Source organism: Photobacterium ganghwense, from assembly GCF_017329545.1.
GTDB classification, from domain to species: domain Bacteria; phylum Pseudomonadota; class Gammaproteobacteria; order Enterobacterales; family Vibrionaceae; genus Photobacterium; species Photobacterium ganghwense.
On record NZ_CP071325.1, the window covers coordinates 1,721,194 to 1,738,474 of the forward strand.

Annotated in this window: 11 protein-coding genes; 5 read left to right on the forward strand and 6 right to left on the reverse strand. The window is 48.8% G+C overall.

Going from position 1 to position 17,281, the window contains the following annotated elements:
- Positions 1-341: 341 nt before the first annotated feature.
- Together FH974_RS07985 and pepN are read right to left on the reverse strand one after the other, a co-directional pair.
- Positions 342-563 (reverse strand): DUF2835 domain-containing protein, encoded by a 222-nt coding sequence (locus FH974_RS07985; RefSeq protein WP_047886707.1) that lies wholly within the window; start codon positions 561-563, stop codon positions 342-344.
- Between the two features lie 179 nt (positions 564-742).
- A complete protein-coding gene (gene pepN / locus FH974_RS07990; protein ID WP_047886740.1) occupies positions 743-3,349 on the reverse strand; it encodes an aminopeptidase N in 2,607 nt (868 codons plus the stop codon).
- A gap of 478 nt (positions 3,350-3,827) precedes the next feature.
- On the opposite strand from pepN, the gene pncB reads away from it, so the two are divergent.
- A complete protein-coding gene (pncB, locus tag FH974_RS07995) occupies positions 3,828-5,027 on the forward strand; it encodes a nicotinate phosphoribosyltransferase (RefSeq protein WP_047886706.1) in 1,200 nt (399 codons plus the stop codon).
- Between the two features lie 269 nt (positions 5,028-5,296).
- Here pncB and FH974_RS08000 read toward each other — a convergent pair whose 3' ends face one another.
- The 4 genes from FH974_RS08000 to FH974_RS08015 form a co-directional block, all read right to left on the reverse strand.
- The gene (locus FH974_RS08000; protein ID WP_047886705.1) at positions 5,297-5,962 is read right to left on the reverse strand and encodes a lipocalin-like domain-containing protein; all 666 of its coding nucleotides are present in this window, start codon (positions 5,960-5,962) and stop codon (positions 5,297-5,299) included.
- Between the two features lie 237 nt (positions 5,963-6,199).
- Positions 6,200-8,200, reverse strand: a complete 2,001-nt coding sequence (gene prc / locus FH974_RS08005) for a carboxy terminal-processing peptidase (protein ID WP_047886704.1) — start codon at positions 8,198-8,200, stop codon at positions 6,200-6,202.
- A 17-nt stretch (positions 8,201-8,217) separates the two neighbouring features.
- Complete coding sequence (gene proQ / locus FH974_RS08010) at positions 8,218-8,865, reverse strand: RNA chaperone ProQ (RefSeq protein WP_047886703.1); 648 nt, start codon at positions 8,863-8,865, stop codon at positions 8,218-8,220.
- Between the two features lie 109 nt (positions 8,866-8,974).
- Positions 8,975-9,433, reverse strand: a complete 459-nt coding sequence (locus tag FH974_RS08015; RefSeq protein ID WP_047886702.1) for a GAF domain-containing protein — start codon at positions 9,431-9,433, stop codon at positions 8,975-8,977.
- Between the two features lie 83 nt (positions 9,434-9,516).
- On the opposite strand from FH974_RS08015, the gene FH974_RS08020 reads away from it, so the two are divergent.
- The 4 genes from FH974_RS08020 (at position 9,517) to rsmF (ending at position 16,842) form a co-directional block, all read left to right on the forward strand.
- Positions 9,517-11,349, forward strand: a complete 1,833-nt coding sequence (locus FH974_RS08020; protein ID WP_047886739.1) for an ABC transporter ATP-binding protein — start codon at positions 9,517-9,519, stop codon at positions 11,347-11,349.
- 139 nt (positions 11,350-11,488) lie between these two features.
- Positions 11,489-12,718, forward strand: a complete 1,230-nt coding sequence (locus tag FH974_RS08025; protein WP_047886701.1) for a paraquat-inducible protein A — start codon at positions 11,489-11,491, stop codon at positions 12,716-12,718.
- A complete protein-coding gene (locus FH974_RS08030) occupies positions 12,666-15,293 on the forward strand; it encodes a PqiB family protein (protein ID WP_047886700.1) in 2,628 nt (875 codons plus the stop codon). Before FH974_RS08025 ends, FH974_RS08030 begins: the two co-directional genes overlap by 53 nt.
- Positions 15,294-15,411: 118 nt before the next feature.
- Positions 15,412-16,842: a 16S rRNA (cytosine(1407)-C(5))-methyltransferase RsmF gene (gene rsmF, locus FH974_RS08035; RefSeq protein ID WP_047886699.1), complete on the forward strand. Its 1,431-nt coding sequence runs from the start codon at positions 15,412-15,414 to the stop codon at positions 16,840-16,842.
- Positions 16,843-17,281: the final 439 nt, after the last annotated feature.

Consider the following 17,281-nt stretch of genomic DNA (forward strand, 5'->3'; position numbering starts at 1 on the left):
AATTGGGGATAAACAACTCACGAATGACGGGTAATCCGCGAGTGCTATTGTAGGGCCTTTTGTTGCGAAATGGTTACGTTAATATCACTGTCTGAGCAGGAAAAAATCGAATATGTGACTAAGGTAGAGATTTTGACTGGTCGGATTATCTGGGTCTGATGAAAATAGCGTCAAAATTCCCACAGGCCCTTGTCAATTGGTCTAACCATTTATTTTTAGGGTTATTTTCAGCTTTTATTCAGTTAAATAAAACTAATGCAAATTAACTGCATAACTTTTATTTTTGCTCTTTCATTAAATTCATTAGTTACAAAAATGTTATCAAGATATTAGCAGCAGTTTTATGCCAGCTTCTCCAGTGAATGGAATCGATTTTCACTGTTTACTGTTAAACGAAAACGCCCTTTTATTCCTATTTGGCTTAAAAATGGCCGCAACCGGGCCGCAGGTAACTGCAACCTTAACCCTTCATCTGTGACCACCTGGACCGTGCTGGCTGCGCCGTTGTAGTAGTTAAGGTAATTCTGATATGTGATATAGATTGAAAAAGTATACGCTTTCATGGTTTTTCCTAACTCGGCCTCCTGTACCTTCTCACGCTATGTCCAAAGAACGTTCTGTATGGCATGACGTAAGCATACCGACTGCTCAAAAAATAAAGGGCAGGTCTCCCTGCCCTTTATAACGGTTAAAACATAACTGCTAAACCATCGCGGTTAAATCAGCGTTTAAAGCCGCTGGTTTACTGTTGCAGCGCTTTTTGAACTTTCTCGTACAAATCTTTTGCCAGATTTTCCAGCTTAGCCAGTTTCTCAAGCTCAGCGCGCATCAGTGACTGGCGGGCTTCGTCATACTGACGATACTTTAGGAACGGCTCAATCAGACGAGAGGCGACCTGCGGGTTGCTGGTATTCAGCGTTGTCAGGATTTCAGTCAGGAACTGATAGCCTGAACCGTCTTTCGCATGGAAACGAACTGGGTTATTGGCACAGAAGCTGGCAACCAGACTACGGGTACGGTTCGGGTTTTTCAGATCAAACGCCGGATGCTTCATGGTTTCACGCACATTCTCCAGCGCATTCTCCGCCGGGTTCTTACCTTGCAGAATGAACCACTTGTCCATTACCAGACCATCGTGCGTCCATTTATCACTGAAATCAGTCATCTGAGCTTCGCGACAAGGAAGTTCCGCGTCATTCGCGACAGCCATCGCGGCCATGGTGTCAGTCATGTTATCAGACACCTGGTATTGCTTGCTGACCAGCTGATTACCTTGCCCAGTATGACCCAGATAAGCCAGACAGGTATTCCGCAATGCACGTTTGGCCATCGCGTCATGCTCAATGGTGTAAGCCCCCTGATTCAGGGCATGGTAGATCGCAGTAAACTCATCTTCCATTGCCTTCGCAAAAGCAACTTCCAGCTCTCCAACAACCTGGTGGATCGCATCCACATCCACCGTTTTGTACCAACCGGCAATTTCGTTTTCGTTTGGCAGTGTCAGGACTTCAGCGATGAAAGCAGGATCCAGCTTCTCATCCAGCAGCACGCCACGGAAGGCATCAATCACGGCTTCAGGCAGTTCAAACGCCTCACCCTGGCGAACGCGCTCTACATTGCGCTTAATGTACTTCGCCAATAGCATCTGACCCGCATCCCAACGTGCAAATTCGTTACGAGCATGCACCATCAGGAAAATCAGCTCGTCGTCGCTGTAATCGTATTCCAGGATCACCGGAGCAGAGAACTCACGCAGCATAGAGATCACAGGTTGCTCGTCGATGTTTTCGAACTCAAACACCTGCTCGGCTTCAGTCACATTCAGCACATGATGCATGGCTTCACCGTTACATTGTAACGGAAGAACATCACCCTGGCGGTTATACAGCTCAATATCAAATGGAATATGAAGCGGCAACTTCTCTTCCTGCTCAGGTGTTGGTGCAGTGTGTTGTTTAACAGTGACACGGTAACGCTTAACATCCGCCAGATACTCAGTATCAACCGTCACAACCGGTGTACCGGCCTGGCTGTACCAACGACGGAAACGCTCAAGGCTGATGCCCGATGCGTCTTCCATCGCCTGAACGAAATCGTCACAGGTTGCCGCAGTGCCGTCATGGCGCTCAAAGTACAGCTTCATGCCAGCCTGGAAGTTTTCTTCGCCCAGCAATGTGTGCATCATACGAATAACTTCGCTGCCCTTCTCATAGACGGTCAGGGTGTAGAAGTTATTCATTTCGATCACTTTGTCCGGACGGATCGGATGAGACATCGGGCCACGGTCTTCCGCAAATTGCGGGCCACGCATAATACGAACGTTGTTGATACGGTTAACCGGACGAGAACCCAGATCAGAGGAGAATTCCTGATCACGGAAAACCGTCAGGCCTTCTTTCAGGCTCAGCTGGAACCAGTCACGGCAAGTCACACGGTTACCGGTCCAGTTGTGGAAATACTCGTGACCAATGACCGACTCAATACCCTGATAATCGGTGTCCGTCGCAGTATTCGGGTTAGCCAGTACATATTTAGAGTTAAAGATGTTCAGGCCCTTGTTCTCCATGGCGCCCATGTTGAAGAAATCAACAGCAACGATCATGTAGATATCCAGGTCATATTCCAGACCGAAACGCTCTTCATCCCACTTCATGGAGTTGATAAGCGAAGTCATGGCATATTCCGCACGATCCAGGTTGCCTTTGTCGACAAAGATTTCCAGATCAACCACACGACCGCTTTTCGTCGTGTACTTATCACGCAGTACGTCAAAATCACCGGCAACCAGTGCGAACAGATAGCTTGGTTTCGGGAACGGATCCTGCCACTGAACCCAGTGACGACCATTATCCAGATCACCGCTGTCAACACGGTTACCATTACTCATCAGGTACGGATACTGGGCCTTGTCGGCAATCACTTTTGTGGTGTAACGCGCCAGTACATCCGGGCGATCCAGATAGTAAGTGATATTGCGGAAGCCTTCAGCTTCACATTGCGTACAGAAGGCACCGCCTGATTTGTACAGACCTTCCAGCAGCGTATTTGCTTCAGGGTTGATTTCTGTTTCGATCAACAGTTCAAACTCAGCAGGCACATTATAGACAGACAGTTTGCCCTCGCCTTCAGCAAAGTCGCTCCAGGCTACACCGTTAATTTCAATGCGCACCAATTTCAGGTGGTCGCCATCCAACTCCAGCGTCGTTGCGGTGTCTTTCTGACGGATAACCTTGCTGACCGCCAGTACTTTCGTGGCAGTGTCATACAGGTCAAATTCCAGGGAGATATCGGTGATGGTAAAGTCAGGAGACTGGTAGTCAGAACGGTATTTTGCCGTAGGCTGAGTCATCGTAGGTTGTTCGGCCATGTAAATTCCTTATTTCTATCCGCACAATTACCATAAAGGCAGAGCGAGAAGTCGCTGGCGGTTGTTTCCATTATTCTGTCTTTAACTGCGACAGACAAGAGCCACTGCCAGAATCGCTCTGAAGTTCAACACCAGATATGACAAGTGGTGAATATTCATGCAATGCAGGCAGACTTCAAACTAGTTATTCAGCTAAATGACAGGGCATCATTTTTACTATAATTAGTTTTATAAAAGATAATGGTTACCCAAAATCTTTCTCGCAGCAAGATCCTCGCATAAACATAGTGTTAACACTATGACACCAATTACCATAAAAAGTGCTTGGTAGGCTTGTCGTTGATGGCTTTTCAGCGTATGGTACTCGCCCTAAAAATTTCAACTATCTGAAACATTTTGAGGCAATCTCGGCTCAAAATAAGGTAAAATCCTCGGATTGCAAAAAACGACCAAACTAGTTATGAATCAATTAGGACACATTGGGATTATCGACTCCCTGCTTGATACCGATGCATATAAATTACATATGCAGCAAGCAATTTTTCATCAATACCCAGATATTGAGGCGGTCGCAGAGTTTCATTGCCGGAGCGAGGAAGACCTTCGTCCTTATTGCCAAGAGATTCAGGATCACATCAACCGTCTTGCCGGCCTGTCATTCACCGGTGAAGAGATTGCGTACCTGTCGACACTCAGCTTCTTTAAAGAAGACTACCTTGAGTATCTCAAGTCATTTCAGCTTAAGAGTGAGCAGGTACATATCGATGCAACCGGCGATCAGCTTGCTATCACGATCACCGGTAAGTGGCTGGATATCATTCTGTGGGAAGTCCCGCTACTGGCTATCATTTGCGAAATTCGCTGCAAACACCTCTACCCTGATGCCAGTTCAGACGACGCCCTTGCACAGCTGAAAGGAAAACTTGACCAGTTTTACCACCGTGCATCCGAGGAAGGTATTGATCTTGACGCCTTTGCACTGGTCGATTTCGGCACTCGTCGCCGCTTCTCTAAAGATGTGCATCACCATGTTGTGGATTATCTGAAAACAAACGTGGCTGAATTTAAAGGCACCTCAAACTATCACCTGGCGCGTACACGTGGTTTGACACCTGTAGGCACACAAGCGCATGAGTGGTTCCAAGCGCATCAGCAACTGTCCGGTGAACTGGCGGATTCCCAGCAACTGGCTCTGAATCGCTGGCTACAGGAGTACCCGGACTCACTGGGTATCGCCCTGACGGACTGCATCAATATGGATGCTTTCTTGCGTGATTTCGATCTGCGCTTGTCTGAGCGTTTTATTGGCTTACGCCATGACAGCGGTGACCCGATTGCCTGGGGTGAAAAGGCCATTGCTCACTATGAAGCACTGGGCATTGATCCGAAAACCAAGTCTCTGGTGTTCTCAGACAGCCTGACTCTGGACAAAGCACTGACAATTTACAAACACTTTGCACATCGCATCAATATCAGCTTTGGTATTGGTACACAGTTGACCTGCGACTTACCCGGTGTGAAAACGCTGAACATCGTGCTGAAACTGACCGAGTGTGAAGGCCGCCCTGTGGCGAAAATTTCTGACGAACCCGGCAAAAGCATCTGCCGCGACGAAGATTATCTTTCCCAGCTGCGTCAGGCTTTCAAGATTGTTGGATGATGATACAGCACCGAGCGTTATTGACTGAGGCAAAGAACTAATTACCTCTGACCGCCAATTTACGTTCAATGCTCTTCCAAAAAAATAAAAAAGGCTTGTGAAAACAAGCCTTTTTTACATCGCTATTTCACCCTAACCTTGCGTCTTTTGTTGCTTGATTCGTGTTGCTTGATTCGTATTGCTTGGTTCGGTGACCGATCAGCCAGCCACTCACCACTGTCCTCTCATAACCAATCTTTCATATGGACAACAACGCGATCAAGAAACCGTTATTCACGTTGCATGATAGCTTCCATCCCGAACAGCTTGTTAGTCAGAGTCAGGGTGTTACTGCCTAACCGGAATTGACTGTCGTGCTGGCCGTCTTCAAAAATCAGCACGATTTGATCATCTTCGATGTAGTAAATTCCGCGATGTTCGATTTTCTTGCCATTTTTGCCAGACACTTCTGCTGAAAACAAAAAGTCAGGACGAAGCGATAATGATAACTGAGTGACAGCATCTCCCACATCCTGGCCGCTGATGCGCGATGAACGCCAGTTGCCCGCCAGATGTTCAGGAGCCAGTTTTGTGAATCGCGCACCATCTAATAAAAACTGGTTGTAGCTCAGCATGTAAGTATGCTGTTGCTCAGGCTGGCCGCGACTGCGAAAGGTTACTGTTGATTCATCAATGTCGTAAATGCCGCTCCATTCTTCAACATTTCCGTCTACCTGCAACAGACGAATCACATAATGGTAGTCTGATTTAAACTTGATGTTCATTGCACGATAGCTGCTCCCTTCGCTTTCTACGCCCTCTTCCGTGTTGCTAAACCAGTACCAGTCACCAAGCAGCAACGGGTAATCAAATTCTGTCAGGTCAGCCTTTGCCTGCGCGGTGCCAGTCAAGGAAGCCAATAACATTGATACTGCCACTAACAATGATCTCACCATAGCGATTCCCTCGTGCAGAGTAAAACGGCCAGAATTTTGACATCTACCTTTTAACCCTAGCCTTCATTGCCAGGAATGGATGAGAAATATGATTAATATCACGGTTATTAGGCAAGGCGTCTCAGCTATGAGACATGGTTTTAAAATAAAAATCGGACAAGAAAGTCTGATAAATCAAATAGAAAAGCGGCACCCTAAGGTACCGCTTTCGAAGGTTATACAGAATCTGTATGCCGTTTAGCTCTGTACGCTGACAAGATCAGCGGTTACAGCAAGGGCTTCGTCCAGATACGCATCCGGCGCTTCGTAGTCTTTCGGCACATCATCCAGTTTGGCAAACGGCTGCTTGCCAAGTGCTTTCTGACGCTCGTTCAGACGAGTCAGACGCTCAGTATCTTCTTTATTCTGCTCCGCAATACGCTTCTTCTCGTTCAAAGAGATGGTGTTAATGTCCTTCTCTTCTTTATAACGATCGATGTCTTCCTGAATAAAGCCGAACTCCATATCCTTGTCGATACGTTTTTCGTGCTTGGTTTTCAGTGAAGGCAGAATCGGCGAAAAGTTATACATCTTCGAGTATTGCGCCGCTTTGATGCTGTCCCACGGAAGTGCGTTATCTTCGACGCTTTCACCGGTTTCAGACGGATCTACCGCCGTCGGGAATGGCACATCCGGAACAACACCCAGATTTTGTGTACTACCGCCGTTGATACGGTAGAACTTCTGAATGGTGTACTGAACGTGACCCAGCGGTTTATCAAACAGATCATAGATATGGTTCAGCGAACGGTGTTGCTGCACCGTACCCTTACCAAATGACTGCTCACCCAGAATGACCGCTCGTCCGTAGTCCTGCATCGCAGCTGCAAAAATCTCGGATGCTGACGCACTGTAGCGGTTAATCAGCACCGTCAGAGGACCATCGTAGTAAACACGATCATCTGAATCACCGTTGACTTTAACCCGGCCATAGCTGTCACGCACCTGTACAACCGGTCCGCTGTTCATGAACAACCCGGTCAGTGCCGTCGCTTCCGTCAGTGCACCGCCCCCGTTGTTACGCAGGTCGATCATCACCGCATCCACTTGCTCATCGCTAAGCTTCGCCAGCTCTTTCTTGGTATCTTCTGCCAAACCCACATAGAAGCTTGGGATTTCAATCACCCCAATCTTACGGCCGTGCGAGATTTTCACCTCTGACTTGGCTGCACGGTCTTCCAGACGGATTTTGTCACGGACAATTGTGACATCGTAACTTTTGGCATTGTTACCTTCAGGCAGGATCTCAAGCTTAACCTTGCTACCTTTAGGGCCTTTGATCAACTGCACAACATCATCAAGACGCCAGCCAATCACGTCCACCATGTCTTTGCCGTCCTGCGCCACGCCGATAATGCGATCACCGGCGGCCAGTTTCTTCGAGGCTGAAGCCGGACCACCAGCCACCAGCGAACGAATCACGGTGTAATCATCGACGACTTGCAGAACCGCCCCAATCCCTTCCAGAGACAGATTCATTTCTGACTGGAATTGTTCGGCGTTACGAGGAGACAAATAACTGGTATGCGGATCGACCTGACGCGCAAAAGCGTTCATGTAGATCTGGAATACGTCTTCACTGTGACTCTGAGTCAACCGCTTCAGCGCATTGTTGTAGCGCTTCTCAAGCGTTTCTTTGATATCAGGCCACTCTTTACCGGTCAGTTTCAGGTTCAGCGCGTCGTATTTAACGCGTTTGCGCCAAATCTCATTCAGTTCATTACGGTCTTTCGCCCAGTCCAGCTTGGAACGGTCGATCACCATGTCTTCATCGATATCAAATTTGATCTCACGATCAAGCTGATTCAATGCAAACTGGTATCGGTCATAACGACGCTTGAGCAGCGTATTGAACATATCAAAGGCAGCAGAGGTTTCGCCCCGTTTCAACTGATCATCGAGTTGGGTTTTCCACTTTTCAAACTGCTTGATATCTGAAGCGGTAAGGAAGCTTTTGTTGAAATCCAGCATTTCGAGATAACGATCAAACATGCCGGCAGAAAAGTTATCATCAAGTGAGAATTGCTTGTAGTGAGAACGAGTAAAGCGAGAAGCAACCCGCTTACTGGCAGTCGCATGCTGCTTTTCGGGTTCTAACTGAGGAATGTCACTTAATGAGTATTTGGCCTCAAGGGCCTGAGCTGAAGCTGCCAGCATCATGCCGGCAGCAATCAGTGAGAAACGGTATCGACATTTCATGCGTCGAACATTCTCCTTTATGAACGAAGGTGCTCCGCTTTCACTACCATGGTCAGACCATTTGATAGTCGCACTCGCACGTCGTCCTTACTAATTTCAACGATAGTCGCCGGCATGTTTCCGTTGCCCATGTTCACACTAACGTCTTTGCCGACAACAACTTCATCAGCAGCCAGTGCACGGGTCGTTTCTGCAGGCTTTTTATTTAGCTTAGTCGTTTTTTGCTTGGTGTTCTTTGGTTTAGCAGTTTTGGCGCGAATTTTTTTCGCTTTAGCTTCACCGTCTTTCTCACCCGCTGCCGCTTTCGCTTCAGCTTGTGCTTTACGACGTTCACGAACCTTGGCTTTGCTTTCTTCAAGTGCCTTTTGCGCGTGCTCAACATGTTCTTGTTCTAGCACACCGCACTCGTTGCCATCAAGGTCTACACGACTTACGCCTGCTTTCACACCGTGAAGATAACGCCAGGAAGAAGTGTATTGACGAAGCGCTGTACGCAGCTGAGTCTTGCTTACCTTCGGGTCATCACTAAGGCGCTCAGCCAGATCCTGGAAGATACCAATCTTCAGAGGCTTGGCTTCACCTTCAACAGTAAAACATTTCGGGAAACGCTCAGCAATATAGGCAATCACTTCTTTACTGTTCGTTAGCTTTTCAGAGTTTTCCATGGACTTTCCTGACACATGCGAGTCTTCCCCGCAGTTAGTACATAAATCAAAAAGAAATTGTTCCGCTATTATAATTACCTAACGCCGAAAAACCACCGAAAGCATCTAATTAGAGTCTTTTTTGTAGTTCTTCCAACATATATACCAAACCGTCTTCATCGGATTGGCTAAATCTTGATAATTTTGGACTATCAATATCCAATACACCGTATAGCTCACCATTCACATGAAGTGGAATGACAATTTCGGAATTGCTGGCTGCGTCACAAGCAATGTGGCCTTCAAACTGATGAACATCTTCAACACGCTGCACTTTGTCTTCCGCAATCGCAGTACCGCAAACACCACGGCCAACAGGAATACGTACACATGCCGGTTTACCCTGGAACGGCCCCAGAACAAGTTGATCCTCTTTCAGAATATAGAAACCTACCCAGTTAATATCTTCTAACTCCATCGCCAGCAGCGCACTAATATTAGACATATTAGCGATCAAATCAGGTTCACCTTCAACCAGCGCGACGGCTTGCTTCGTTAGTGTGTCGTAAAACCTCGTTACATTTTCCATGGCTTACTCCTTATATAGCCGTTAAAATGACACCAATATTAGTAATAGGAATCATTATCATTGTGAAAGAAAATTCGAAACAAATGATTAACTGGTCTTGGCTGATAAAGCAAGCAAAACATCATAAATCAAGACTGGTTGCTGCAAACGTTATCGCTCTTGCTGCGACTCTGATCAGTGTCCCTATTCCGCTATTGATGCCATTGATGGTGGATGAAATTTTATTGGGTAAGCCCGCCGACGGTATCCGCTTTCTGAACCTGTTTCTTCCTGAGTCCTGGCAGCAACCCACCGCTTACATTTTACTGGTTCTGCTGTTTGTAGTGCTGATGCGCATTTCCAGCCAGGCGCTGAACATTTTACAAAGCCGTCAGTTCACCCTCGTAGCGAAAGATATTACCTATAAAATGCGCCGCCACCTGATCGACAAATTGGGTCGCATCAGTATGCGTCAGTACGAAGAACGCGGCAGTGGTGGGATCACCTCTCACCTGGTAACCGATGTGGAGACCATCGACAAGTTTGTAGGTGATACTCTGAGCCGCTTCCTGATTGGTTTACTGACCGTCATCGGCACAGCCATTATTCTGCTGTGGCTCAACTGGCAATTGGGGCTGTTTATTCTGCTGGTTAACCCCCTTGTTGTTTATGCCTCTAAGCTGATGGGCAACCGCGTAAAAACGCTGAAGAAACAAGAAAATCAGTCCTTTGAGCGTTTCCAGCAGCGGCTGGTTGAAACCCTTGACGGTATTTATCAGCTTCGTGCTGCAAACCGCGAACGTGATTTTCTGGCTCAATTGAAAAGCAGCGCCAATGACATTCGCCGCGATGCCGATAAATATGCCTGGCAATCTGAAGCCGCCGGGCGTATTTCCTTCCTTTTATTCCTGGTCGGTTTTGAACTGTTCCGGGCAATGGCAATGATCATGGTGCTGTTCACCGATTTGACCGTGGGTCAGATGTTCGCCGTGTTTGGTTACCTCTGGTTTATGCTTGGGCCGGTTCAGGAACTGCTGGGCATTCAGTTTGCCTGGTACAGTGCATCCGCAGCGATGCAACGCCTGAATGGCCTGCTGTCTATAGAAGAAGAACATCGTCCGGTGCAGAAAGTCTCACCGTTTAATCGTGACAAACTGGTGGATATCGACGTCCGGAATCTACGTTTTTCATACGATGAAGATAAAGAAGTACTGCGAGGGCTGAACCTGACTATCCCTGCCGGCAAACGTGTTGCTCTGGTGGGCTCTTCCGGTGGTGGCAAGTCGACGCTGATTCAGCTGTTACTCGGTATCTACCAGAAAGACGGTGGCGAGATTCTGGTGAACGGCCATCCGATCGAAGATGTCAGCTACGAAGCCCTGCGTGACAGGATGGCAGTGGTCTTACAACATCCTGTTCTCTTTAATGATACGATGCGCCACAACCTGACTCTGGGTGGTGAGTATAGTGACGAGCAGTTGTGGCAAGCTCTGAAAATTGCCCAAATGACCGACGTAACCCAGCGCCTGACCGAAGGGCTGGATACGATCATTGGCCGTCAGGGCATCAAGCTTTCCGGCGGGCAACGCCAGCGATTGGCTATCGCACGTATGATTCTGACCGATCCTGAGTTTGTGATTCTGGATGAAGCGACTTCTGCCCTGGACACCGCGACGGAAGCGGCACTGCACACAGCACTGAATCAGTTTTTGGCGGGTCGCACGACGCTGATTGTGGCGCACCGTTTATCTGCCGTTAAACAAGCCGATGTAATCTATGTGCTGGAAGATGGTCAGGTCAGTCAAAGTGGTACCCACTATGAACTGGTCAACCGGGAAGGGCTGTATCAGACCCTGTATGGCAGCGTTCAGTCTGCTGAGCCGGTAAATTCTGAGTCACCGGCCACACTCTCAGTAGCCAGAGCTAACTTAAAATAATAATATAGCGTTCATTTTTAAGGGCTTAGTCCATTATTGTTTTACCAGTACTGATAAATCGAATGATGGGCAGGCCCTTTTTGATAAAAATTGCCCAAGCCTTAACCAAATTTTGGGATTGTTAAAGGATTAAACCCTCATGACAACAGCGAGACGATGTCCCGGTTGCGACCTGCCCGTTATGCCGCAAGTTGCCCGACACGGACAAAGCGCTTACTGCCCGCGATGCCAGACCCGGCTTTATCGCGGCAGTACTGTTCGCTTTACCGGCGAACTCGCTATTGCCTGCGCCTGCCTGATACTGTTCATTCCGGCGCATTTTTTTCCGTTGATCACCATTCGTCTGTTCGGGGTTATGATTCCGGCAACACTGCCATCCGGCACCCTGACGTTGGCCAGTGATTTTCCGGCGGTTGCTTTACTGATCCTGTTTTGCAGCTCGATTGCCCCATTTCTGGTCAGCACTGCGGTTATTACTGCCCAGCTTGGCCTGAAGTTTCGCAAGTTCGGCTTATTCCATCGCTCACTGTGGATTCTGGAACATCTCAAGCACTGGGCCATGTTCGATGTCTTTCTGGTCAGCCTGGGCGTCTCCTGCTTTAAAGTGCAGGATTATGCCGATATTTTTGTCGGCCCTGGTTTGTACTCTCTTGTGCTCCTCCAGTTACTGATGGGGATATTACTGGCGCGTCTAAGCGTCAATCGCTACTGGGAAGCCTGGCAGCCTGAGACCGACCATAAGCAAACCGAGTTTTCGTTACATTGTCACAGCTGTCATATGACACAGGGCGACCACAGCCATTGTGTGCGCTGTGGTGAATCTCTTTACAAACGTATGCCCCATTCCATCCAGAAAACCTGGGCATATTTACTGGCCGCTACCGTCTTTATTTTTCCGGCCAACCTGTATCCGATTTCAATCTTCCTCAATAACGGTAAACGTGTTGAAGACACCATTTTTTCGGGAGTCGCGACACTGGTAAAAACCGACATGGTGGGCATCGCCATCATCATTTTTGTTGCCAGTATCGTGGTACCTGTCGCCAAGATCCTTGGGCTAGGATTCATTCTGCTGACCATCCAGTTCAAGCGCAAAGTTAACCATCTGCAACGAATGAAGCTCTACCGCTTTATTCAGTGGATTGGGAAATGGTCGATGATGGACTTGTTTGTTATCTCGATCATGGTGACGCTGATTGACCGCGACCAACTCCTGGATTTCACGCCCGGCCCGGGGGCAATTGCCTTTGGTGTCGTAGTGGTGCTAACCATGCTTGCCGCTGAAAGCTTAGATTCTCGTCTGATATGGGACAACTATGAACAACGGACTCAACAACCAACAACCCGAACCGGTCAACATCAAGCGTGATCGGGGCATCTCGCCGCTGTGGATATTACCGTTACTGGCATTAATGCTGGCCGGATGGCTGATCTATCAGGCGGTCAACGACGCCGGTGAGCGCATTCGTATTCACTTCAACGATGCCGCCGGTCTGGTCGCCGGGCGCACGACGATCCGCTATCAGGGGCTTGAAGTGGGTATCGTCCGGGATGTTAACCTATCTGATGACCTGCAAAGCATTTATGTTGAGGCCGATATTTATCCTGAAGCCGTTCAGACCCTCAAAGAAGGCACCCGTTTCTGGCTGGTGAAACCCAAAGCGTCGATAACCGGTATTTCGGGGCTCGATGCACTGGTTTCCGGTAACTACATTGCCCTTCAGCCGGGTCAGGGAAAATTCGCCAATGAGTTTAGCGCGCTGGACAGCCAACCGGCAGATACCCCGGTAGGCGAAGGACTGAAAATCCAATTACGCGCCCCTAGCCTCGGTGCACTGACTATTGGTTCCCAGGTACTGTACAAACAGATCCCGGTTGGTGAAGTGTTCAACTATACCCTGAGCAAAGACCGCAAGCGCGTGGTCATCGATGTGCTGATCAAACCGGCCTATGCGAGTCTGGTCACAAATAAAAGCCGGTTCTGGAATGTCAGCGGTATGAGCGCGAACATCGACTTTAATGGTGTCGATATTCAGTTTGAAAGCCTGTCAGCCATGCTCAGCGGCGCAATCGCATTTGACTCGCCTGACGAAGGACTGGCCATTGAGGCTAATCACCTTTTCCGTCTCTACCCGGATCTCAACACTGCCGGTCGTGGTATTGCGATCAGCGTGGCTCTGCCTGAAGACAACAACATCAGTGCCAGTGGCGCACCGATTGTTTACCGTGGACTGAAGATTGGACAGATCTCAGATGTTCGTCTTGACCACGACCGCAAGAAAATCATTGCTCAGGCGGCGATTGACCCAAGCATGAGCGATCTACTGACCACTGGTTCAAAAATGCTGCTGGAAGAAGCTGAGCTTTCTCTTAACGGAGTAAAAAACATCAGCAACCTGATCCGTGGCAATTACCTGACGCTGATTCCCGGCGCCGGTGAAAGTACCCGAAAATTCGTTGCTATCAGCCAGGATGAACTGCAGGAGCAGCAACCGGGCGTGGCCACCTTCTCACTCTACGCTGAAGACAGCTATGGGATTAAGCGCGGCACCAAGATCCGCCACCGCGGCCTGGAAGTGGGTCGGGTGAAATCTGCCCGTCTGCAAGGTGATCGCGTACGTTTTGACGTGATTATCATGCCGGAATACACCGCACTGGTTCGCTCCGGCAGCCGCTTTTACATTGACGGCGGTATTCAGGCTAACCTGAGCACTCGCGGGCTGGACGTGAACATCCCGCCAGCCGATCAGCTCATTAATCAGAGCATTTCGTTTACCACCAGCGGGAGCCATAAAATTCAGTCAACGTACCCGCTTTACCGCAGTAAGCAACTGGCAACGCTGGCCGCAGAGAAAGCACAAGGATTCTCCAGCTTTACCCTGTTTGCCGAAGAGCTGCCGCCTGTTACGGAAGGTTCCCCGGTGTTGTACCGCAACATGCCAGTGGGTGAAGTGCAAAACTACGCCCTCACCCGTGACGGCGTCACCATTGGTGTTCGTATCAGTAACAGTTACCGGCATTTGATCACGCCTGACACCGTATTCTGGAATCGATCCGGCGTCGAAGTTGAAGCCGGATTATCAGGAGTGAAGCTAAAAGCCGCCCCTATTGCTGCTCTTGTTCAGGGTGGGATTGCCTTTGACAATATCAGCGGTGTGGCGAACCGGGTCGGCAACCGATACAAGCTGTACAGCAGCCTGCAGGATGCGCAGGATTTCGGCCTGCTGATTACCCTGACAGCCGACGATGCCAGAAATATCACGACCAACACCGATATTCGTTATCAGGGGGTCAATGTCGGTAAAGTGATTGAAACCCACCCGGATTTCAACACCGGCAAAGTGCTGATTAACGCCCGCCTGTTCCCGCAGTATGCGAAAACACTGGCGAAGAAAGACAGTTACTTCTGGGTTGTGACGCCAAAAATCAGTCTGAGCGGCACCAAAAACCTCGACTCTTTGCTGAGCAATTACATTTCGGTTGCCCCGGGTACCGGTTATTACGCCCAAGACTTTACCTTAGGTACATCGGAGCGCATCAATTCCGGGCTGACAGTAATTCTGGAAAGCGAAAAACGCAATTCAGTCTCTGTCGGAACCCCATTGCTATACCGTGATGTTCAGGTGGGCCAGGTGGTGGATGTTGCATTGGGCGATCTAGCAGACCGCGTGATCATTAAGGCCCATGTGGAGCCTGACTTCGATCATCTGGTACGCACCAATACCGTGTTCTGGAATGTCTCCGGTCTGGATGTGACAATCGGGTTGACCGGCGCATCCGTGCAGAGCGGTACCGTCGACAGCCTGATTAGAGGTGGCATCGCCTTTGCCACTCCGGAAGCGCAACCGCTGTTGCCGCGCGCCAAAGGTGATACCCACTATCTGCTGCATGACATTGCCAAACCGGAATGGCACACATGGCGAACTGCAATACCAAGACATTAAGTCCTTGGCATCTGTTCACATTTTATTGAAAAGGAGCGCACAGGCGCTCCTTTCTTTTACGACAAGCACCACAAGTGGTAGACTCTGCGGCCATTGCCAGATAACTGAGATTCCCATCTTGCATCCTAATATTTTTATCCCGGACGCTTTCATCGAACAAATTCGCCAGATCATGCCTGAGCACCTCAGCATGGATGAATTTATCGCTATCTGTAAAACCCCGCTTCGCCGCAGCATTCGAGTCAACACACTGAAAATCAGTGTCGACGATTTTCTAGCCCGCATAGCCGATAAAGACTGGACCCTGACGCCGGTTCCATGGTGTGACACCGGCTTCTGGATTGAACGCGAAGATGAAAACACCGTCTCACTGGGTAACACAGCCGAACACATGGCTGGCCTGTTCTATATTCAGGAAGCCAGTTCCATGATGCCGGTTGTCGCATTGCTCAAAGACAACGACCGTCTGGACTGCGTGCTGGACATGGCGTCTGCTCCAGGTTCAAAAACCACCCAAATTGCCTGTGCGATGCAAAATCGTGGCGCATTAGTGGCCAACGAACTGGCAGCCAGCCGTATTAAAGTGCTCCATTCCAACCTGCAGCGTTGCGGGGTTCATAATGCGGCGCTGACCCATTTTGACGGTTGTGTATTTGGTGGCTGGGCACCTGAAGCGTTTGACTCCATCCTGCTTGATGCTCCTTGCTCCGGTGAAGGAGCCATTCGCAAAGATGATGATGCAATGGAAAACTGGAGCCCGGAGCACGTAGAAGAAATCGCGGCCATTCAGCGCGATTTAATCATCAGTGGTTTTCAGGCGCTGAAACCGGGGGGCGTAATGGTCTATTCCACCTGCACCCTGAACCTGAGTGAGAATCAAAAAGTCTGTCACTTCCTGAAAGACACCTTCGGTGAAGCGGTGGAATTTGAATCACTGGCTGGACTGTTCGACGGTGCCGACAAAGCACTGACGGAAGAAGGCTTCCTGCATGTTTACCCACAAATTTATGACAGCGAAGGTTTCTTTGTTGCCCGTATTCGGAAGTTGGCTTCTGTCGAATCTCCGGAAGTGAAAAAACGCAAAGGCAAATTCCCGTTCAGCCAGGCCAGCCGCAAAGAGGCAGACGAGATTGCCAACCAGTTCAGGCTGGATTTGGATCTGTCGATTCCTGAGGACAGCGAAATCTGGCTAAGGGATAAAGAAGTCTGGCTGTTCCCAGCCAAACTGCATGCTCTTCTGAGTGAGATCCGTTTTCAACGTATCGGTATCAGGCTGGCAGAGACCCATAAGAAAGGCTATCGTTGGCAACATGAAGCCGTGATGACACTGGCTAGAGGCAATGAAAGCACCGCTGTGGCGCTTAATGCTGAGCAAGCCAAAGAGTGGTTCATGGGACGCGATATTCGCCCGGATATGCCTGCCGGCAAAGGCGAGGTTATTGTCACCTATCGCGACTACCCGATTGGCATCGGTAAATGGGTCAGCAACCGAATTAAAAATGGCCTACCGCGCGAGCTGGTGCGTGATACGAACTTATTTGAGATCTGATGTTCATTGCTGACACATAAAAATGCATGTTGTCACTGGCGGGTATACAGACAGTCAACAGAATCTGGCTATTAGGCTGAAATATTTGTTAACTATCAGAGTTGAATGACATTCTAAGCAGTGATACTGGCAAATTATACTGCTTGAACTACCATTGATAGTGTAATTGATCTCCATTTACTAACCAGTTAGCGCAAGGCTCTCACGAGCCATTCCCCTAAGCCCGAAACAGGAGTCGTTTCGGGCTATTTTTTACCTTGTCAGCCGCCCCCTAGCTATTCAGTTTTTTCCACCTCGTATCTGAAATCACATTAAAACGCTGTCTTGAAAACAAAATCCGCTGGGCCATCCGCCAAAAAATTAATTGAAAATCAGATAGCTACATGGATTGATTTGTAATTCAATTTTTTTGAACAAGTCGCGCGATTTTTTCCGCTAT